Source organism: Bradyrhizobium viridifuturi, assembly GCF_001238275.1.
Lineage (GTDB): Bacteria > Pseudomonadota > Alphaproteobacteria > Rhizobiales > Xanthobacteraceae > Bradyrhizobium > Bradyrhizobium viridifuturi.
Genome location: NZ_LGTB01000010.1, coordinates 181441 through 201480 on the forward strand (window position 1 = coordinate 181441; position 20040 = coordinate 201480).

Sequence of the window (20040 nt, forward strand, 5' to 3'; positions counted from 1 at the left end):
CCGTGGCCGGCGCCGTTTGCTGAGCCAGCACGAGGTCCAGATGGCCGTCCTTACGCCGGCTCAGGGCGCCGTGTCGCTCATGTTCGCTCCGTCGGTCGCATCGGGCGACGGCGTTGCGCCGGATCGGACCGACGGCAGTGCGTGCACGCCATCGCCTCCCGCGCGTTCAAGCCGGCGCACGCTAGCCTCCTCCCGCGGCGCGCTGCGGTAGCGGCTGGTCGAGGTCTGGTAGTACTGGGCGTGGATGGCCGCCACGGCCTCGATCAACGCTCCCCACGGCGCGGGAAAGCGTTCTTCCGCCATCAGCCGATACAACATGCGCGTATGGCCGGCCAGCTCGTCGTTAAGGAACTCCACGGCAGGCATAGCCGGATAGCGCTGCAGCAGCAGGATCGCCGCGTTGCCGGCCTCGCCGGCCAACCTGTCCTTGTTCCGTCCATGCAGATCATTCTGCAGGCGCCCTATCGCGGAGATGAGCCGCAGGACCTGGCGAAACGCCGGACGCGCGCGCAAGGTCGCCATGTCCAGCCCCCACAGCAACGACAGGCAACAGAACACGTTCGTGTAGGCGATCGAATCGATGCCGTTGTGCAGGTACTCGGCATAGGACCAGCGTTCCGCGTCTGCCGTCCGCGCCTGTCCGGCGCGCAGCGCCGCGCAGTAGCGCCGGGTATCGTCGAGAAGCTGAGCATAGTCGCGACGATCGTAGGCAAGCGCAGCCAGCGAAGCGCGCAGCACAGCGCAGCCCTCGAATCCGGGGAGCGCGCACGGCTCGCCCTGTCCCAGCGCCTGCTCCACCGCGGCGAGTTGGTCCGGGGCGATCAGGCCAAGGTCGTTGCAATCGTCGAGCCAGAACAGCAGCGCCAATTCGCGATAGAACGTCACGATCAGCGTTTCGTCCTGCAGATCGCGGCCGGTTCGGGCGCTGATTTCGCGCAGGCTCGGGTGGATGCGCTGCAGGATGTACTGGCCGCCCCTGACGGCTTCCATGGCATGCTCGTCGGCGAACCCGGTCAGGGAACGCCCCCACTGCAGCACCCGCTGCAGCGCGCGTTCGGGCTGGATCATGGCGCCGCTCCTGCTCCCTCGGCCAGGACCCGCCGCTCCCAACGAAGCGCCAGCCACAACCCGGCGAGTTCGGCCACACGCACGACCCGGGTGGGGCAATACAGTTCCTTGCCGATCCACAGCGGCGTTTGCGGCAATGCATGCGGCGCATGGCGGGCGAGCATCCAGTCCAGCGCACGTGCGACCGCCTGCGCGATGCGCCAGCGCCCTGTCGGCTCTTCGCTCCCGTCCATCACGCGCAACGCGAACAGCGCATAGGCGGTTTCCTCGAATGTGGACGCGCGACCGGCGCCCCAGCCGCCGTCCTCGCGCTGCGCCTGTAGCAGCGCCGCCAGCGTGCGCTCGTCGCGCCACTGCGGTTTGCCTTGCGCCAGCGCAGCGAGCGCATGCGCAGTGGGATACAGCCACGAAACGTGCCATTTTTCGTTGTCCCATAGACCTTGCGGGTTGCGATTGGCCTCGACGTAGGCGCTGGTGCCGGCGGCGGGCTTTCCCAACAGCCGCAAGGCATGCAGGGCATGGATGTTGGTCGACACCGAGGCGTTGCGCTCGCCGGGGAAGGTGGCGAACAGCTCGCCGATTTCGAAATGGCGCAACGCATCGACCGCCGGGTCACGGCCAGCAAGGCGCAGGACGCACAACGCAACCGCGGTGTCGTCCGCATCCGCCGCGAAGTGCAAGGCCGGGCCCAGACCGCGCCCGCTCAGACGCGCGTCAAGCTGCGCGACGATCACGCGCACAACCTCGGCGAGCGCGGGATGCGCGAACAGCCCGGCCAGATGCAGGGTGTACAGCGACCAGCATGGCTCGAACACATTGATCGGCCAGACGTTGGGAACGACCCCTTCGATGCCGCTGCGCGTCGCCCGCGATGCCGTCTGCAAATACGCGTCGGCGCGCCCGACCTGCGGCGTGCTCCTCTGTGTCACGGCGTGCGCGCGCCACGCGGCGGTGGACGCCGGACTGATGCCGATGCTGCCGTCCTCATCCGGGAGTGCGGTGGTCGGCGACGTCCCCCAGGCTTCCCAGGAGTGCAGCAACGGATGGCCGCTCGGCAACGTCGTCACCGCCGCCAGCTTGACCAGGCGCGCTTGCCGCAACGGCAACAGCGCCGGGTGGCGCGGAAACGCCATGCCGCCTAGCAAGGATACGGCCTCGCCGCAACACTGCGGCAGGATCAGCTCCGCGGCGATCGGCGCGTCTTCCGGGACCGCATGCGCGTAGGGATCGGGCTGGCGCTGGAGGAACCGGGTTGCAGCTTGGACTGCGTCGGCAGCGCCGGCAAGAGGATAGGCCCGCTGCAATGCCAGCAATGCCGCCCACGTAGGCGCATGGCGGAACAGCGGGAAGTCCGCGCTTCCCCATCCGCCATCGGCCTGTTGCTGCGCCATGAGCCACGCGTATGCATCCTGCCGACCGGTGACGTTGCCATGGAACCGCAGAGCTCGCGCCGTGTCGTAGACGGACGGACCGACGCTGCCGCCATCGCTCATCTCGCTCAGCAGGCGACGCAATTCGGAGAGGATCTGTTCGGAGAGCGCGTTCACGCGGGATGCTCCTTCTGCAGACGGATGGGCAGACGTCGATCATGTCGCCGCAAGCTGTCGTATGGGCAGTGCCGGACGACCGCCCTGCTCTGGCGCGCCGACCGCCCCGATGCTGGCGCGGGCCCGCCGCATAGGCTTGCGCACAGCGCGCAGCGGCAACCTCTGCGATCGGCGCCGGGCACTTCGCACATTAGTGCAGCATGCACGCACCGCGGCCGCCGACCGATCGCAGCGGCAAAGGAGCGTCTCCAAGCGGACGGGCACGCTCATGCGCATGGCGCGTGCTTGAACAGATACGCGTTGGCCCGCTGCAGGATGTGCGCCAACCGTTCTGCGCGCGGCCCCAGCGGCGCGATGGCTTCCCCCGCATCGCGCAACAGATCCAGCGCGAACTGGCGCGCCGCCTGCAGCCCCATGATCGACGCGCAGGTCGGCTTCTGCGCCGCCGCGTCCTTGCCGGCGGTCTTGCCCAGCGTCGCGGTATCTGCTGTCACGTCGAGAATGTCGTCGATCACCTGCAACGCCAGGCCGAAACAGACGCTGTAGCGATCGAGCGCACAGTACAGCGCAGCGTGCGCGGCATCGTCCGCGATGGCGCATATCGCGCCCATGCGAACGGATGCGCGCACTAGCGCTCCGCTCTTCATCCGGTACATCGCCACGATCCTGTCCAGCTCCACGTGCTTTCCAACCAGCGACAGATCGATGGCCTGCCCGCCTGCGGCACCCTCTGCGGACACCGCCAGCGCCAGTTCGCGCACCAGCGCTATACGGTAGTCGCCTGGCGCATCCAGGCTCGCCAGGGTCAGAAAGGCGTGCGCCTGCAGCGCGTCGCCGACCAGGATCGCAATAGCTTCGCCGTACTTGACGTGCACGGTCGGAAGGCCGCGGCGAAGCACATCGTCATCCATCGCAGGCAGATCGTCGTGGACCAGGGTACAAGCATGCATCATCTCGATGGCAGCGCCGACGTCGTCGAGCATGTGCGCCGGCGTATCGGACAGTGCGCCGGCAGCCAAACAGAGCAAGGCACGGGTACGCTTCCCGCCATACAAGGTGGCGTAGCGCATCGCCGCCATCAGCTCGGTCTCACCGTCATGTTCGACGAAGAGAAGGCGCTCCAGCACCTTTTCGACCCGCTTTGCGCCCTCCTGCATCCAGATCTCGGGCAGCAGCCCGCCGGATGCGCCGCGCGCCTGTCCGCCCAATCCGCCGAGCGAAGAAGCACCGGTCCTGTCGTCCTGTGGCGTAGTATCGGCCTGCAAGTTGTTCATATGCTCGTACCTGACAGGAGGCCACCACGGCGAGCGGCGGGGCGCCGCGGTGTTGTCGGCGTCGCACCGTGAGCGCGCCGAGTGCAGCATTGCCGCGCATCGCCGGCGTCGCTGCCGCGCCACATGCGCATGCGATGCCAGCTCATGAGAATCCGATGCGGATAGTCATGGACGGATGCGCGGTCGGGTAATAGCGCCGGCCTTTTTCGGCGTCGCTCAGCAACCGCGGCCGCACCCCGGCCTCGTGCATGGTCAGCGCCAAGGCGATGCAGAACTGCACCAGTTCCAGCCATGCCAGGTGGTAGCCCATACAGACGTGTGGACCGGTACCGAATTGAAGCATGTCCATCGACCCGATCGGCTCGGTGCGTTGCAGCCACCGCGCCAGCCGAAACTGATCAGGCGCCTCGTGCAGCAGCGCCGAGGTCGAGAAATGCAGCAGCGGGACGCACAGATCGGTGCCCGCGGGAATGCGCCGTTGGCCGAGTTGCAAGTCACGCACTGCACGACGCACCAGGAGCGGCGTCGCCGGATGCACGCGCAGCGTCTCGCGGAACAGCGCCTCGGCAACCGGACACTGCGCCAGATCCGCGTGCCGGGTCGGCACCGCGCCCACGCGTTGCGCCTCCTCGACCAGGGCGTCCCACAGCCCAGGCTGCCGAGCCAGCTCGATCACCATCCAGGCCATCGTCGAGGCGGTGGTTTCGTGCCCACCAAGCAGCAGCAAGCGGATATTGGCGACCAGGACGTCATCGGAAAGCGCATCGTCGCTGCGATCGAAGGCGCTCACCATGTCGTTGATCAAGCCGGTGCGCGAGGCATGTTCACGCGCGGCGCGGACGAACTCGCGCAACCGCGCATCGATCCAGTCGCGGGCGGCGCGACCGCGCCGCAATGGCAGTCCGGGCAGGTCGACCGGGGGCGCGACGATCAGCTGCAGCAGTTGCCGGTACTTGCGACGCCATCCCGGCAGGTCCTGCGCGGGGATTCCCATGAGACTGAAGATGAGCTTGAGCATCAGATCGCCGGTTTCGCGCAGGATGGTTACGTCGCCGTGGTCGCGCCACCTCTGCACGCGCGCCCGGATGACGGGCGCGAACAGCTCGCCGATGCCGGCCTGGGTCAGCCCCTTGGGCAGAAGCGACACCTGGATCGCATCGCGCGCCTGCCGGTGCGCGATGCCGTCCTGGGCAACCAACGTTCCGCCAAACAATTCGGGCGCGATGTCTTCGATCAGCGCCGAGGACACGTCCTTGTGCCGGAGCAGTGCGAGAGCGTCCGGATCCAGACTGGTCATCAGATGTCCGGCAGGGCCGAAATCCAGCCAGAAGTGGCTGCCCAGAGTCCGTTCCGCGCGCCGCAGCAGGCACGGCAGGTCGCAGACGACGGCGGGAAGATGTCCGACCAAGGGGAAAGCACCCGGCACGACGGGGATGTCGTGCCGCAGCCGATGCCGACGGTTCAGCGGGTTGAGCAGCATGTCCATCAGCAGCCCCGCGACGCGTCCGCTTCGGCGGTCTTGCCGGAAGGACGCGCGGCGCGGCTGTTGCCACCATCGGCGTACGTCGGCACATGCGCCATCATGCCGCCGTCGATGCACACGACCTGGCCAGTAATGAACGCAGCATCGTCGGAGAGCAGGAACGCCACCAGCGAGGCCACGTCTTCGGGGCGGCCGACGCGCGGCAGGAACTGGTGCCGGCGCAGATGCCATTGCGTGCACTCGTCCAGCTTGGCGAGCAGACGATCGGTCATGATGAGACCCGGCGCAACCGCGTTGCAGCGGATCTGCGCATGACCGTACTGGGTGGCGAGCGAGGCGGACAGCATGTTCATCGCCGCCTTCGACGCGGCGTAGGACGTCTGTGCGGTGTCACCGCTGAGCCCCTGGCACGACGACATGTTAACGATCGCGCCACCACCGCGGGCGATCATCCGTGGGATGGCCTGCCGGCAGCAGAGCAACGTACCGCGCAGATTGGTCGCCATTGTCTGGTCCCAGACCGCCAGGTCCAGGTCGAGGATCGCGCGATCGCGCGGAGTCAGATGCATGGCGCTCGCGTTGTTCACCAGCAGGTCGACCCCACCGAAGTGCCGCTCCGCCGTTTCGAATAGCGCAGCCACCGCCTGCGCATCGGCGATGTCTGTGGCCGAGGCCAGCGCGCGGTCTGCCTCGGATGCAATTTGCGCGGTGCTGGCGATAGCCGCCGAGCCATCAATGTCGGCGACCACCACCCTGCCTCCCTCGCGCGCTATAGCGAGGGCGCATGCCTTGCCGATGCCGGCTCCGGCACCGGTCACCACGGCCACCTTGTCTTCAAACCGTCCCATCGTACCCTCCTGGGTGGCGTTGGTCTCTTGCGGCATGCCGCTCGGCCTCCAGTGTAGTAGGCGGAGGGCCGGCGCTTCCGCGCTCGTCATCGCCAGCGTCGCTTTCGATGACCCGAATGGCGGCGACTGGGCACTGGCTCGCCGCCAGCCTCACGGCAGCGTGCAGCGCCTGCGGGACCGTCGCCACGCAAACTTCGGCCACGCCGTCCGATTCGCGCTGGCGAAAGGTGCTCGGCAGCGTCAGCACGCACTGCCCGCTGGTTCCGCACAGATCCTGGTCGACCACGACGCGCATCTCAGCTCCCTTGCGCATGCAGCCGAACCGGTAGCGCGCGGAACGTCCGAAGGAATGCGGAGGGCTCCCGGGTCGGCTGCCCGGCCAATGCCAGCGTGGGGAAGCGGGCCAGGATCCGCGGCAGGCTCTCGGCCAACTGCACCCGGGCCAGTTGCGCACCAAGGCAGAAATGAATGCCATGGCCGAAGCTCAGCATGATCTTCCCGTCGATCGACATGCCTGGACTGGTGCCGTAGAACCGCGCCGGATCGAAGCGATCGGGATCGGCGAAGGCGTCCGGGTCGCGATTGCCGGACGCGATCAGCACGCGCACGTCCGAGTTTTTCGGGATCACCACGCCGCCCAGTTCGATGTCGCGCTGTGCGATACGCGGAATGGAGCTGAACATCGCGGGCGCGTCGCAGCGCAGGACTTCTTCGACGAATGCCTTCACCCCCGCGGCGTCTCGCTGCAGCCAGTGCCGCTGTTGGGGATGCGCCAGCATCGCCAGGACTGCGTGGTCGATGGTCGCAGCAGTGGTGGTGAAGCCGCCCAACAGCATACCCCACAACATGCTGATCAACTCCGCATCCGATAGCGTGTCGGCATCATCGTCGTGTGCGCCGACCAGCATCGACACGATGTCGAAGCGGGGATTGGTGCGCTTGCGCTGTATGAGACCGCCGAAATAGGCCTTCACTCTGGCACTGGCCGCGTCCGCCGCGGCGAGCTGGGGATCGCTGGCGTGTGGGCTGAGGCCTTCCAGAATGGCGCCGATGCCGGCGGCGAGCCCGAACATGTCGTCCTGGGGCATGCCAAACAGTTCGGCGAAGACCAGCATGGGCAAGGCCAGCGCGAATTCCCGATGCAGGTCCACGGCCTCCCCGCGCTCCAGTGCGGGCGCCATGCCGTCGAGGCGCGCAGCGACGATGCGCGCGATGGTCGGCCGCAGGTCGTCAATCTGGCGCATGGTGAAATCGCGCGAGATCAGCCGGCGCAGACGCGTGTGCGCCGGTGGGTTCTTCATCGCTAGCGTGGACGCCAGTAGATTGAGCGACAGGCTGGCGGCTGCACGCGGAAAATAGCGCGCCAGTTCGCCCGGCGCTGGTCCCCGAAACGCATCGCCCGTGGCCGTGAGCGCCCAGAGGATGTCGGCGTGGCGGCTCAACAGAAAGAGGCCCGCCGCTGAGCGATGCACCGGATCGTGCTCGCGCAACCACCGCATGAACGGATACGGGTCGTGAAGGCACGCTGGCGACGCCAGTTCGGCGAAGGCGTCCCGACATACTGCCGTGGCTGCTTGCACGTCCATTTTGGTTACCTATTGGCTGGCTGGTCTGACGGGAGCGCGCGCCGATAAATTGCAGAGAAGATCGCGATAGCCGGCGGCGTCCCGCGCATCACCAGAGCACCGGAAACGCCTCGAACCCACCAGTGATGATGTCCTTGCGCAACTTCAGTTCTTCGGGCGCCACGGCCAGGCGCAACGCAGGAAACCGCTGGAAGATCGAACCGAACACCACCTTGAGTTCCAGTCTCGCCAGCGCTGCGCCGATGCAGTGGTGCGGTCCGTAAGAAAACGCCAGGTGAGGATTTTCGTCGCGTCCGATGTCGAAGGTTTCCGGGGCGTCGAAATGGCGTGCGTCAAACGACGTCGCCGGCAGCCCGACCAGCACCTTGCTCTCTGCGGGAATATTTATGCCCGCGATGGTCACATCGGTTTTCGGATAGCGCATGATTCCGTCCCAGCCGGCGCCCGGCGGGTACATGCGCAGGATTTCCTCCACCGCCTTGTCCACCAGAGATGGATCGCCGACCAGGCGTTTGCGCTGTTGCGGATGGCGGAACATGGCCAGCAGGCCGAATTCGATCTGCGCGACGGTGCTCTCGTGCCCCGCCACCAGCATACCCGCCGCAAGGCCGACCGCCTCTTCCTCGGTCGCCTTGCCCTGGTCGACCGCCGCGAGCAGATCCGTCAGCAGGTTGTCGCCCGGAGCCTGGCGCTTGTCGCGCATCTTGCCGCGCATGTAGAGGCGCAGTTCTTCCCAGGCCTCGCGCGACGCGCTGCGCGGTCCGCTTTCATGCTGGTGCGTCATCACTTCGTTGGACAGTTCGGCGAAAAAGGCGTGATCCTCGTAGAGCACGCCCATCAGCGCGCTGATGACCATGGTCGGAAGCGGAAAGGAGAGATGGCGCCGCAGGTCGGCGGGCTGGGACTGGGCCGCCAGCGTCTCGAACAGCCGCGCGGCGATCGCCTCAACCTGCTGCCCAAGCAGCTTCACCCTGCCGTCACTGAAGGCCGGCGCCACGATTGTGCGTAACCGGGCATGCTCGCCTCCCTCGTGCGAGACCAGCCACCCCTGCGAACCGAGAATCACCGAATCCGGGGTGAATGCCGCCGGCGGCATTCCCGCGGGCCGGAACGCCGCGTCCGACAGCGCCGCCTTTGCCTCGTCGTAACCTGTCACCCACCAGCCTTCGTGTCCGGACGGGAAGCGCACGCGGTGGATCGGACCGTTGGCGCGTAGCGCCAACATCTCCGGCGAAGGCTCGATGTGATCGACTCGCCACATCGGCAGCGTCGGCAAGGATTGTTCGGACATGGTGGCAAATCACTCTCTAAGCGATGAAAGGACGGAAGGTGACCGATAGGAGCCGCAGGCAGCGAATGCATTAGACGGCAGGTAGACGACAGCCTCCGCGGCGTTGGTCCGTACCCGATCTCCCATCCGCACGAGTAGCGCGAAGAAGGCTCATCGCAATTCCAGGCACCCAGCGCACGCTCAGGCGGAAAAGCGGCCCCTAGCCGAACGGCAGGTGCGGGCTGTGCCGCCGCATGACATCGAACCTGCCGGCATCGCCAAAGATCGACTGACCGTAGGGATTGGTGAAGGAGGCTCGAAGCACCCGTCACCAACTTGCACGCCAATATAGCCTCCGGACCAGTCGCACTTTTCCGGTGGCAGTTTCGCTGGCTCCCAAAAGAAGAACTCTAGATCGCATCCAATCCTTCCCTGCATTTTCTCGGTCCACTACCGAGCGCCAAGTCATGCCACAGCAAGCCGTCGGAACGGACCAAACGCGAACAGCGACGCGCGCCGTGTCCGTCCCGAAGATCATCGCACCGCGATTGGTGATGATGCCGTGAACAGAGCAAATCGCGTGCCGAGATGAGTTCGCAGGCTCAGCAGGCACTTCGTAGCGCGCGTATGTCAGGTTTCTGGCATTGGGTCTCAATGCCGACAACGGCGCAGCAAGTGCCCCGACAAAGGCCTGCTCTCGCGCTGAATGTGTGGGGCGCCCTTGCGCGGATTTCAAGCAACCGGATTGGCTGTGGAATGTGGTTCGCAGGAAATCACTCCGATGTCGGCGGTAGTTATCCCGAAAGTGAAACCCGCCTCTCCGATATCTCGCTGGGTTGGATGGCGCATGCTTTCCAGACCTTTCCCGACCGCAAGGAGCCCGACGGATTCGGCATCAAGGTACACGATTTCCCCCAACACATGAGAGCGCGGTGCGGCTCTGGCTGCACGCGCAAAGACCTAAGCGACGTGATGCTGGCCATCCTGCAAGAACCGCTCGGCATCTTTCACAGGGATCTGAGAATTGGGGAAACCTTGTCCTCTGCTTACTGGGAATCCGGCCTTGTGCGAGGAACCGGAACAGATGGCGGACCATAGGATTCGTCGTATTCGAGGTCTACTTCAATGCCGGTCTTCTCCGCCTCGTACTGTATTTCGCAGTCCTGCCACCCGCGCCCGGTCCTGCTTTCGTCCGCGCGCCGTCTTGCTCATTCTTCGCTGCCGCCATCGGTGCCTCCTGTTGTGACATTGAAGCAACGCGACAGGGATTCGCAGGTTCGGAACGATTCGAACTGTGCGTAGAGTTCTTCCAGTGGCATTTCAGCGTAAAAAACCAATGGCGGCCGACGGCACGACCGACTTCTCGATCCTGCAGAACGAGCTCAAGGGCAAATCGAAGAGCATCATCCTCGCAGCGTTCGATAACGTCAGCCTGAAGGAGAACCAGCCACTCGGCTGGTGCGCGCGTGCGCAACGGCTACGGTTTCAACAAATGACCACGGACCGCACAAGAAAAGACTCGGCCAAAATGCAAGAATGCGACCGGACTCAAAAGACAAAGCAGCGGAATCAACGAAGCTACTCGTTCCGCGCTGCTCATGACGGCGTGCTGCGGGAATTGCCGAGCCTGTCATCTGCGAGAGCAGAACGACTGCTCAGATCTCTACGCTCCCGAGAATCTATCGATTTTTCTTTCGATCATATCCAATTCTGCGATCGATGTCTAAGAAACCTACCCTTCTTGAACCGCTTGCAGCATCGTGGCGTTATGAAGCGTGCGAAAGCAAAGGAACATGCGCCACCGTGGGTAAACTCACCTGGAATAGATCGTGCCTTAGTCAAATTCGTTGAAGCTCTTGCAATCGCCGATGCGAGGCGCGATCATGTCTTCGAGAATGAGCGGCTGATAAAAACTCATATTGACGCCGCCAGCGAGAAACGCATCAGCGGTGGTGTTCAAGATGAAGTCCGCAGCAGTTTATGCTCGGTTCTCGACCGAGCTTCAAAACGAAAAATCGACTGAAGATCAGATTGCTCTGTGTAGGGCCTATGCGGCCCGTAATCAGCTCGACGTCGTTGCGATCTTCGAGGACAAAGCTCGTTCTGGAGCCTCTGTATTCGGTCGCGATGGCTTGATGCAGCTTATGGATGCGGCTCGCCAACAACGTTTCTCCGTCGTCATTGTGGAGGCGTTGGATCGGCTTTCTCGTGATATGGAAGACTTGGCCGGCATCCACAAAAGGCTATCTTTCCAGGGCATCCAAATCCAAGCCGTTCATGATGGCACCGCGGATTCGATCTTGATTGGAATTCGCGGCCTCGTTGGACAGATGCAGCGCGAAGACGGAGCGAAGAAGGTCCGTCGCGGTATGGCCGGTGTGATACGCGACGGTCGACACGCCGGCGGACGCGCCTACGGATATCGAGCTATTCCCGGCAAAGCCGGCGAACTCGAAATCGTCGAAGACGAAGCTGCGATCGTCCGACGAATTTTCACGGCCTATGCCGGGGGACGAACGCCGCGGGACATCGCACACGATCTCAACCGAGAAAACGTTCGTCCGCCGCGAGGCCGGCTATGGAACGCGTCGACGATCAATGGGAACGCCGAACGTGGTGCTGGGCTCATCTTGAACGAACTCTATGTCGGGCGGATCGTTTGGAACAAAGTCCGGATGGTCAAGGATCCAGACACCGGCAAGCGGCTGTCTCGCCCGAACCCTCGCGATGAGTGGCAGAGCATCGAGCGCCTCAGCTTCGGATCGTCGAACAGTCCGTTTGGGAGCAGGCTCACGCTCTGAAAACCGAGAAGAGCCACTTGGCCAGCCACGTGAAGCGCCGGCCACCGCACCTCCTCTCCGGTCTCCTTCGCTGCGGTTGTTGCGGATCGGGGATGTCGGTCCATGACCGTGACAAGACTGGAAAGACCAGGATTCGCTGCTCGGCGGTTCGCGAGAGCGGGAGTTGTTCGAATCGAAAGATCATCTACCTGCGCGACATCGAAAGACTTGTGCTCAGCGGCATGACGGAAGAACTGAAAGACCCGCAGCTCATCGAGACTTATGTCCGCAACTACAACAGTGAACGAGAGCGGCTTGCTGGGCACGCGGTCGCAGTTCGCGCGCGACTAGAAGCAAAACGTGATCGGATCGAAGGCGAGCGCCAGCGCAACATTGATCTCGTGATCAATTACGTAATTTCCGAGAAGGACGCCAAGCAACGGATCGCGGAACTGAAGGAAGAACGATTGCGCGTCGAGTCCGAACTGGCCGCACTCGAAGAAGCTCCAGTCCCCGTCGCGCTCCATCCGGCGACCCTGGACCGCTACATCAGCACGGTCAACGCACTTGCGGAGATAATGGCCAGCCACACCGAGGCGAAGGACGACCGCGGTTCCCTAATAAACGACTTTCGCGCGCTTGTGCACAGCGTCACAGTCCACCCGAAGGGACCACGGGAAGGGTTTGAGATCGAGGTGAAAGGCAAGCTCGCCGCGCTAATCGGCGGGAACGCTTTTCCCCAGGCCCACCGCGATAGTGGGTTATACATGGTAGCGGGAGAGGGACTTGAACCCCCGACCCCAGGATTATGATTCCCGTGCTCTAACCAGCTGAGCTACCCCGCCATGGGTCCGCGATCGGCGGCATGTAAGCCACTGCTGCGAACGCGGCGCATATAAAGAGTGGCACACGCACCTGTCAAGCAAAGGCGGACGGGGCCGCAAACTATTGCAGCCAGAGGCTATTTCGGCCTGACCGAGGGGTCGCCGCCAGGGCTGCCGGGCGGTGGAATCACCGGCGTGTTGCCGCCTTGCGGGGTCGGCGCACGCATATCGGGATCGACGCCGGCCGGCGGACACAGCACGCCATCGGATTTGGCGAGCTTGTCGCCCAGCGACGAGGTCCCCTGCCCGGTCGTGGTTCCCTCCGGCGCCGCAACACCGGGATGCGAAGGCTGCTGCGGCGCGCAATTCGCGGCGGCGCGCTGTGGCGCCGGCGGCGCGGTCTGTGCCGGCGGTGTGGCTGATGTCGGCGGCGCCTGCGCCGCGGCAACAACGGGCGCCAACATCAGGGCACAGGACAAAGCGAGCGTTCGATTGATCCTCATGACGAGAAAACCAGCACGACGCGCCGATGTTCCCGGTCAAAATCGCCGCAAGCTCACGATTTGCGGAAGCGGATCAGCGAGAAATGCCCCATCGGCGGCATCGGCCGGCGTTCCGCGAGGCTGACGCCGCCATGCTTCGCCGCCCAATTGGTCAGCCGCTCCCATGGAAATTCCGGACGCCAGCCGAGCCGCCGCGCCAGCGGCGCGAAAGCGAGCTCGAAGATGCGACGCGGACCGCTCTCGGCACCGATATGGTTGACCAGGATCAGTTCACCGCCCGGCTTCAGCACGCGGATGAAATCGTCGAGCGTCGCCTCGGGATCCGGCACCGCGGTGATGACATATTGCGCGACCACCGCGTCGAAGAACGAATCCGGGAATGCGAGGTTCTTGGCGTCCATCACCGCCAGCGTCTCGACATTGGAAAGGCCCAGCGCACGCACGCGCTTCAGCGCCCGTCGCAGCATCGGTTCGGAAATATCGACGCCGTACAGTCTCGTCGTGCGCGCATATTCCGACAGCGACAATCCGGTGCCGACGCCGACGTCGAGCACGCGTCCGCCGATCCGGTCGGCCTCCGCGATGGTCGACTGACGGCCCTGATCGAACACCTTGCCGAACACGAGATCGTAGATCGGTGCCCAGCGGCCATACGCCTTTTCGACCCCCTCGCGGTCGATGTCCCCAGCCATTCCCCTGCCCCGACGCCTCTATCTCTATCCGCGAACTGCTTCCGCGAGCGGCGCCACTGTATCGCGCAACACGCCTCGCGCCGCGCGGCTTGCGGTCGCGCTCCTGATGAAGCCGCCGCCGAGCACACGCGCCTGCCCGGACGGCGCATCGTAGAACACGCAGGCCTGGCCGGGCGAGACGCCTTCCTCGCCGGCGACCAGTTCGACCTCGTATCCGCCATCGACGGCGCGCAACCACGCCGGCTGCGGCGCGCGCGTCGAACGCACGCGCACGTAGATCTCGATACCCTCGCCGATCACCCGATCGAGCGCGCCATCGCCGATCCAGTTGACGTCGCGTAGCGCAATGCGATCCATCCGCAGCGCCTCACGCGGCCCGACCACGACACGGCGCGTCGCCGCATCGAGCTTGACCACATAGAGCGGATGACCGGAGGCGATGCCGAGACCCTTGCGCTGGCCGACGGTGAAATGAACGATGCCCTGGTGCTGGCCGACGACATTGCCGGCGAGATCGACGATGTCGCCCGGCGCGATCGCGTTCGGCTTCAGCCGTCCGATGATGTCGGTGTAGCGGCCGGTCGGCACGAAGCAGATGTCCTGGCTGTCCTGCTTGTCGGCGACCTCGAGCTCGAAGCGCCGCGCCAGCTCGCGGGTCTGCGGCTTGGTCATGTCGCCGAGCGGGAAGCGCAGGAAGTCGAGCTGCTCGCGCGTGGTCGCAAACAGGAAATAGCTCTGGTCGCGATCGGCATCTGCCGCGCAGACCAGCGAGCGCGATCCGTCGGCCAAGCGGCGTGAGGCGACATAATGTCCGGTGGCCAGCGCCTGCGCGCCGAGCTCGCGCGCGGTCGCGAGCAGATCGCGGAACTTGACCGAACGATTGCACTCGATGCACGGCACGGGCGTCTCGCCGAGCGCGTAGCTGTCGGCGAAATTGTCGATCACCGATTGCTTGAAGCGGCTTTCATAGTCGAGCACGTAATGCGGGATGCCGATCCGCTCGGCGACGTTGCGCGCGTCGTGGATGTCGCGGCCGGCACAGCAGGCGCCCTTGCGATGGGTCGCAGCGCCATGGTCGTAGAGCTGCAGCGTGATCCCGACCACGTCGTAGCCCTGCGACTTCAACAGCGCAGCCGTCACCGACGAGTCGACGCCGCCGGACATGGCAACGACGATCCGTGTGTCTTCAGGGCGGCCTTCAAGATCCAGACTGTTGAGCATCTCTAAGCGGTCATTGGTCACTGTCGCGGCGAGCCTATGCGCTCGGCGACGAAATTCGGAAAAGCCTTTGTCCAGAAAGCCTTAGAACGCGTCCAAGGCCGGTCGATCGGTTCGGGACGCGTCGGAGGCCATCTTTTAATATAGGCCGTATTCCGGCGAAGCAATCCGGCGCAAGCGATGCCTTGCCACGCGCGGACGGCAAATCTTGCCGCCGGGCAAAAAGGAGACTCGCCGGGAACCGGTTCCAGCCCACCAGCATCACCTATAACCAACTGAAATAACTCATTATTTATTACACCCACCCGTTGGCCCGCTCCTTGCTGACAAAACCCCGGAAGTCTCATTTGCGAGGGTTGGCAGTGGTCAGCGTCACGTCGGAAGCATTGGCAGGTCGGTCTTTTCAGGGCGCGACGCGGTCGTCGCGGCCCGATCCCGCCTCGCAGGCGGGGAACGACGGCTTTGCCGCGCTGGTCGACAGCAGCACTGCGTCCACAAGCGACAACAGCCGCTCCGACTCCCAGCCCGCGCCCGCCCGCCGGTCCGACGATTCGTCCTCGACAACCGACGCGCGCTCCCGCGACAACAGCACCGCGCCCGACCGGACGTCGCGAGATCCCGGCAGTTCGCGCGACGACAACAAGGTCGATAACGACAGCGATAGCGCCGCGCCGCGCAAGACCAAGTCGAAATCGAAATCGGACGACTCGAAATCGAGCACCGATACGCAAGCCACCGGCGACAAGACGGCGTCGGCCCAGACCACTCCGCAGCCGGATCAATCCGGCGCGGCAACGGTCAACGCCGTAATCGCGACCACGGCCGCAGTCCCTGCGACTGCCCCGACCGCGACAGCCACCGCGCCATCCGACCAACCCGCCGCACCGCTGGCGATCGCGGCCGCGGCCATCGCAGCAAGCTCGGCCATCGCCGGTACCGGCGCCACTGCCGGCACTGGCGCGCCGGCCGGCGCCGACGCTGCTACCGCGGCCACCACCGCGGCGAATGCCGACAAGGTCGCCAAGGCGGCCGGCGTCAAGAGCGAAGGACAGGTCACCGCCACCGATACGTCAACGGCTGCGGGCGCAGCGGCCGCGACCGGCGATGCAACGCTCGCCGCCACCGTCGCCGCGGGAACGCCTGCGACCAAGACGACGCCGCAAGCCAAGCTGCAGCTGACCCCGAAGGACGCGGTTGCGACGGCACCTGCCGGCCAGGACGGCGCAGCCCAGGGCAGCAACGCCACGGCGCAGGCCGCGCCGACCAACATCGTTCCCGCCGTTGCGCAGCCGGCCGCGGTTGCCGGCAAGGCGAAGGCCGCCGCCGACGGCGCGGCCGATGCGATCAAGGCCGATGCGAGCGGCGACGGCAAGGCCGCGCCGACGGCCGGTGGCCAGGCCGCTGCGCAGACCCAGGTTACAGCGCCCGATCCCAGTGCGCAGGCCGCGAATGCACTCCAGCCACAACCCACCGCCCAGACCACGCCATCGGCAAACGCGCAGTTGACCGTGACCAACGCCGCGCAAGCCGCCGCCGTGCCGCTCAGCGGGCTTGCGATGCAGATCGCCGCCTCCGCCAAAAGCGGCAAGAGCCGCTTCGAGATCCGGCTCGACCCAGCCGAGCTCGGCCGCATCGATGTCCGCATCGATGTCGATCGCAATGGCCAGGTAACCTCGCATCTCACCGTCGAACGCCCGGAGACGCTGTCGATGCTGCGCCAGGACGCCAACCAGCTGCAGCGCGCGCTCGACAATGCCGGCCTGTCGACCGGCAATGGCGGATTGCAGTTCAGCCTGCGCGATCAGTCGCAGTCGGGCCAGAACAACAACGGCCAGTCCAATCCGAACGCACACCATTTGATCGTCGCCGAAGAAGACAGCGTTCCCGCCGCGGTGGCAGGCCGCTCCTACGGCCGCGCAGGCAGCGCCCTCGGCGGCGTCGATATCAGAGTGTAAGGAGTTCACCATGGCAGTCGATGCAACCATGCCAACACCGGTCGTCTCGGCACCGGGCACCAGCAACGGAACGAACTCCGGAAGCAGCAGCACGGGCAGCGGCCTGACGACCTCGTCGCAGGGCATCGCCGACAATTTCCAGACCTTCCTGACGCTGCTGACGACGCAGTTGCAGAACCAGAACCCGCTCGATCCGCTCGACACCAACCAGTTCACCCAGCAGCTCGTGCAGTTCGCCGGTGTCGAGCAGCAGCTGAAGTCCAACGATCAGCTCAAGCAGCTGATCGCGATCGAGAAGAGCGCACAGTCGACGCAGGCGCTGGTCTATGTCGGCAACACGGTCGCGGTCGATGGCAGCAAGACCCAGTTCGACAAATCCGCGACCTGGAATCTGGTGTCGCCGCAAGCCACCAGCGCCACCATCACGATCACGAGCTCGACCGGCCAGACCGCCTATTCCGGCAATTTCAACCTGAAGCAGGGCAACGCCAGCTTCGTCTGGGACGGCAAAGGCAATGACGGCACGCAATGGCCGGCCGGCACCTACACGCTGACCGCCACCGGCAAGGATTCCAAGGGCAACGACCTCGCCATCTCGACCGAGATCCAGGGCGTGGTCGACTCCGTCGACCTGACCGCTTCCCCGCCGCTGCTCTCGATCGGCGGCCAGACCTACACCACCGACAAGATCAAACGCGTGGTGCGCGGCACAAACGGCGGCAGCAGTAGTTAAGCTAGGCTCCCGGCTGCGCAGATCGCTTTCCCCACGCGTATCGCCAAGCACTCCGCGTCATCAGCCGCCTAGGCGGTGATCGAGTATTCCAGAGGCAGCGGCGCTGGAATCGAGAGGCCGTGGCTCCCGGCGTCGTCGGGCAAATCAGTGCCAGGGCCAGTCACCCGCGGCACCTGCCCCGGGGCGGACCAGACATAATCAGCAATAAAGTCGTTCCATGTAAGCTGCCTGTAAGCTAGCGGGCGCTATCTTCATCTTGCGCGCTTGAGCGCCGATTCTGCCCTGAAACTTCGCAGCAGCACAGGCTGGTCGCTTCGACCACCGGCAAGAGTTAGCTCGTGAACACGACACGCCCCACATCGTCAGAACTCGCCCAGAACGCCCGACAGCATGCGGCAGCGGCACACCCTCAGCTCGCCGAGACGATGGCCGAGAATGCCCGCCTCAAGACGATCGCCATTACCGTCATGCTCGAGATCGCAGCGCTTCGGGAGCGGCTGCCGCCGCCGGCCGGCGAGTAAGCGCGCAGGCGCGATATCAGACCTGAGGCAGCCGGCCGATGGCTTTCGCGGCAAGCGGTTGGGTCAAGCGCATCCGGACAATTTGCCGCAATCGGTAATCTGTTTGCACATTCATCTCGTTTAGGTAGAGCGCGGGCCCTGATCGCTACCCAAGAAGAATTTGCATCCGAGGGAGCCTCACTTGAAAGAATTGAAGTTGCTCGGCGCTTTGATCGGCGGCGCCGTGCTCGGCGTCGGCGTCTCGTTTCCGCTCATGATGGCGTACGTCTTCATCTATGGGGGCGTCTATAGCGTCTTGCCCTGGTTGGCGCCCGATCCGTCCGCGAAGGGGATACTGCCGTTCCTGCTCGTCCTTTATGCGATCTGGTTCGCCATCCTTATGCTGTTCGTGAGAAAGGCCGGCGAGTTTCGGGCGATCCACTTGTTCTGGGTCGTGCTGCCATGGCCCTCCATCGTGATCCTGCACATGTGGTCGTCGTCGAGCGTCATCTGACTCTGCCAGATTCACCGGGTGCCGGCCGCGCGACGGGCGCGGCCCGCTTCATGCCCTTGCCGCCTCAATAGATGCGGACGTGGTTGGCTTCGAACGTGACCGGAAAATTGTTGCTGTTCTTCAGGGTCAGGATCAGCACGACGCCGACGCCGCCGCGGTGATCCCAGTACACGGCCCGGTCCGTTTCGTGCAGAGGCTCCATCGAGGCATGCTTCGTGTCGAGATGCGGCGCGATCGAGACGTCGAAGAATTCGTTCGGCGCCTTCGAGTCCCGTCCCCACCAGAACGTGAAAGGCTGGCTCGAATTGGCAGCAATCGTATAGGTTCCTTGCTTGTGGTCGATGTTGGCCATGACGTTGGGGTCCTTCGTTTTCCATTCGCCGCTCCGATGCGACGCCCCGACAATGATGCGTTACGCACACACGCGCCGTGAGATACGTCACTCTACGATGCAACCGACGAAGCTGCTCGTGCTCTTCAAGGAAGTCTTGCAGAGATTGTCCTGTCTGAGCGACACTCCGCAATTAAAATGATTGCCGACCTCAACATCCCACGCGCGATGAGTTTATCGAATGAAGCCAGCTCCGAGCGATCGACGACCGGTTCATCATTCGCCGATCTTCTGGGTCGGCATCGCACTATGCCTGGCAGCGATCGCAATCTACCTTTGGTCCGACGACCTTTCGTGGCGGCCGACACCAAGCCCGCGATGAAGTGCCAGCGGGAGTTGCGTCGGTCTCTCTACCGCCTACGCGCGCTGCCACTTTCAGCTTTTGATCGATAAGTGACTTCACCAACACATCGCCCTTGATGAAAATTTGAATCGCGGCGCACATCGGCCATTTGCCATGTTCAGGCGCGCACGCGTTCGCGACGCAACCATTCTGCTCAAGCTTCGGTTTTTGCTCCGGTTAGACGCAACACGGAGGCAAACCACATGAGCGACCCGAATGCGTATGCTGATCAGTATATGGCCATGGGAGAGGGCGCTGCTCCCGGGAGCACCTCGTCCGGATCAAGCAGCTCCGGATCATCAGGACAATCGGCGGGTGGTGGCGGCGCGGATGCCGGCAGCGGCGGCTCCTCGTCGGGCGGCATGACGGGATCGGGTTCCGGCGCACAGGGTAGCGGCTCCGGCAGTTCAGGCTCCGGCAGCTCTGCTGGTGGTGCGGGTGCCGGCGCTTCGGGAGGCGGTAGCTCGGGTGGTGGCACGTCCGCCGGCGGTGGATCGGATGGCGGCACCGG

Annotated in this window: 19 protein-coding genes, 1 tRNA gene and 3 pseudogenes; 8 read left to right on the forward strand and 15 right to left on the reverse strand. The window is 64.7% G+C overall.

Annotated features, from left to right (window positions below):
• Nucleotides 1-201: 201 nt before the first annotated feature.
• The 8 genes and pseudogenes from ALC15_RS11505 to ALC15_RS11540 all read right to left on the reverse strand — a co-directional run.
• Nucleotides 202-1068: pseudogene (locus ALC15_RS11505) on the reverse strand (terpene synthase family protein); the annotation flags it as partial.
• A complete protein-coding gene (locus ALC15_RS11510; RefSeq protein ID WP_050627303.1) occupies nt 1065-2615 on the reverse strand; it encodes a hypothetical protein in 1551 nt (516 codons plus the stop codon). The pseudogene ALC15_RS11505 and the gene ALC15_RS11510, both read right to left, overlap by 4 nt.
• Before the next feature lie 266 nt (nt 2616-2881).
• The gene (locus ALC15_RS11515; protein ID WP_094193825.1) at nt 2882-3889 is read right to left on the reverse strand and encodes a polyprenyl synthetase family protein; all 1008 of its coding nucleotides are present in this window, start codon (nt 3887-3889) and stop codon (nt 2882-2884) included.
• A gap of 142 nt (nt 3890-4031) precedes the next feature.
• A complete protein-coding gene (locus ALC15_RS11520; protein WP_050627304.1) occupies nt 4032-5375 on the reverse strand; it encodes a cytochrome P450 in 1344 nt (447 codons plus the stop codon).
• Nucleotides 5375-6220 (reverse strand): SDR family oxidoreductase, encoded by an 846-nt coding sequence (locus tag ALC15_RS11525; RefSeq protein ID WP_050627305.1) that lies wholly within the window; start codon nt 6218-6220, stop codon nt 5375-5377. Before ALC15_RS11525 ends, ALC15_RS11520 begins: the two co-directional genes overlap by 1 nt.
• Nucleotides 6207-6515: a ferredoxin gene (locus ALC15_RS11530; protein WP_050627330.1), complete on the reverse strand. Its 309-nt coding sequence runs from the start codon at nt 6513-6515 to the stop codon at nt 6207-6209. Before ALC15_RS11530 ends, ALC15_RS11525 begins: the two co-directional genes overlap by 14 nt.
• 1 nt (nt 6516) lies before the next feature.
• Nucleotides 6517-7806 (reverse strand): cytochrome P450, encoded by a 1290-nt coding sequence (locus ALC15_RS11535; protein WP_050627306.1) that lies wholly within the window; start codon nt 7804-7806, stop codon nt 6517-6519.
• A gap of 88 nt (nt 7807-7894) precedes the next feature.
• Entirely contained in the window at nt 7895-9097 is a 1203-nt protein-coding gene (locus tag ALC15_RS11540) for a cytochrome P450 (RefSeq protein ID WP_050627307.1), read from the reverse strand.
• 633 nt (nt 9098-9730) lie between these two features.
• Here ALC15_RS11540 and ALC15_RS47895 point away from each other — a divergent pair.
• From ALC15_RS47895 to ALC15_RS47565, 4 genes and pseudogenes are all read left to right on the forward strand, one after another.
• Entirely contained in the window at nt 9731-10174 is a 444-nt protein-coding gene (locus ALC15_RS47895; protein ID WP_430649156.1) for a phospholipase effector Tle1 domain-containing protein, read from the forward strand.
• 238 nt (nt 10175-10412) lie between these two features.
• Complete coding sequence (locus ALC15_RS41880; protein ID WP_094193827.1) at nt 10413-11099, forward strand: hypothetical protein; 687 nt, start codon at nt 10413-10415, stop codon at nt 11097-11099.
• Complete coding sequence (locus ALC15_RS47560) at nt 11038-11877, forward strand: recombinase family protein (RefSeq protein WP_050627308.1); 840 nt, start codon at nt 11038-11040, stop codon at nt 11875-11877. The genes ALC15_RS41880 and ALC15_RS47560 overlap by 62 nt, the downstream gene beginning before the upstream one ends.
• Before the next feature lie 92 nt (nt 11878-11969).
• Nucleotides 11970-12035: pseudogene (locus tag ALC15_RS47565) on the forward strand (hypothetical protein); the annotation flags it as partial.
• A gap of 168 nt (nt 12036-12203) precedes the next feature.
• Here ALC15_RS47565 and ALC15_RS47570 read toward each other — a convergent pair.
• From ALC15_RS47570 to mnmA, 5 genes are all read right to left on the reverse strand, one after another.
• Nucleotides 12204-12383 (reverse strand): hypothetical protein, encoded by a 180-nt coding sequence (locus tag ALC15_RS47570; protein WP_050627309.1) that lies wholly within the window; start codon nt 12381-12383, stop codon nt 12204-12206.
• 241 nt (nt 12384-12624) lie between these two features.
• A tRNA-Met gene (locus tag ALC15_RS11560) sits at nt 12625-12701 on the reverse strand.
• A 116-nt stretch (nt 12702-12817) separates the two neighbouring features.
• Nucleotides 12818-13183, reverse strand: a complete 366-nt coding sequence (locus ALC15_RS11565) for a hypothetical protein (protein WP_050627310.1) — start codon at nt 13181-13183, stop codon at nt 12818-12820.
• 53 nt (nt 13184-13236) lie between these two features.
• Nucleotides 13237-13875 carry a class I SAM-dependent methyltransferase gene (locus ALC15_RS11570; RefSeq protein WP_050627311.1) on the reverse strand — a complete coding sequence of 213 codons (639 nt, stop codon included), beginning with the start codon at nt 13873-13875 and terminating at the stop codon, nt 13237-13239.
• Between the two features lie 24 nt (nt 13876-13899).
• Nucleotides 13900-15096, reverse strand: a complete 1197-nt coding sequence (mnmA, locus tag ALC15_RS11575) for a tRNA 2-thiouridine(34) synthase MnmA (RefSeq protein ID WP_050627331.1) — start codon at nt 15094-15096, stop codon at nt 13900-13902.
• 359 nt (nt 15097-15455) lie between these two features.
• Between mnmA and ALC15_RS11580 the strand changes: the two genes are divergently transcribed.
• From ALC15_RS11580 to ALC15_RS11590, 4 genes are all read left to right on the forward strand, one after another.
• Nucleotides 15456-17048 carry a flagellar hook-length control protein FliK gene (locus ALC15_RS11580; RefSeq protein ID WP_050627312.1) on the forward strand — a complete coding sequence of 531 codons (1593 nt, stop codon included), beginning with the start codon at nt 15456-15458 and terminating at the stop codon, nt 17046-17048.
• 10 nt (nt 17049-17058) lie between these two features.
• Nucleotides 17059-17781 carry a flagellar hook assembly protein FlgD gene (locus tag ALC15_RS11585; protein WP_050627313.1) on the forward strand — a complete coding sequence of 241 codons (723 nt, stop codon included), beginning with the start codon at nt 17059-17061 and terminating at the stop codon, nt 17779-17781.
• Between the two features lie 338 nt (nt 17782-18119).
• Nucleotides 18120-18302, forward strand: coding sequence for a hypothetical protein (locus ALC15_RS43300; protein ID WP_128089498.1), 183 nt, complete (start codon nt 18120-18122; stop codon nt 18300-18302).
• 181 nt (nt 18303-18483) lie between these two features.
• The gene (locus ALC15_RS11590) at nt 18484-18795 is read left to right on the forward strand and encodes a hypothetical protein (protein WP_050627314.1); all 312 of its coding nucleotides are present in this window, start codon (nt 18484-18486) and stop codon (nt 18793-18795) included.
• A gap of 64 nt (nt 18796-18859) precedes the next feature.
• On the opposite strand, the gene ALC15_RS11595 is transcribed toward ALC15_RS11590, so the two are convergent.
• Complete coding sequence (locus ALC15_RS11595) at nt 18860-19147, reverse strand: hypothetical protein (protein ID WP_050627315.1); 288 nt, start codon at nt 19145-19147, stop codon at nt 18860-18862.
• A gap of 611 nt (nt 19148-19758) precedes the next feature.
• Nucleotides 19759-20040 (reverse strand): annotated as a pseudogene (locus tag ALC15_RS45460) (OmpA family protein); the annotation flags it as partial.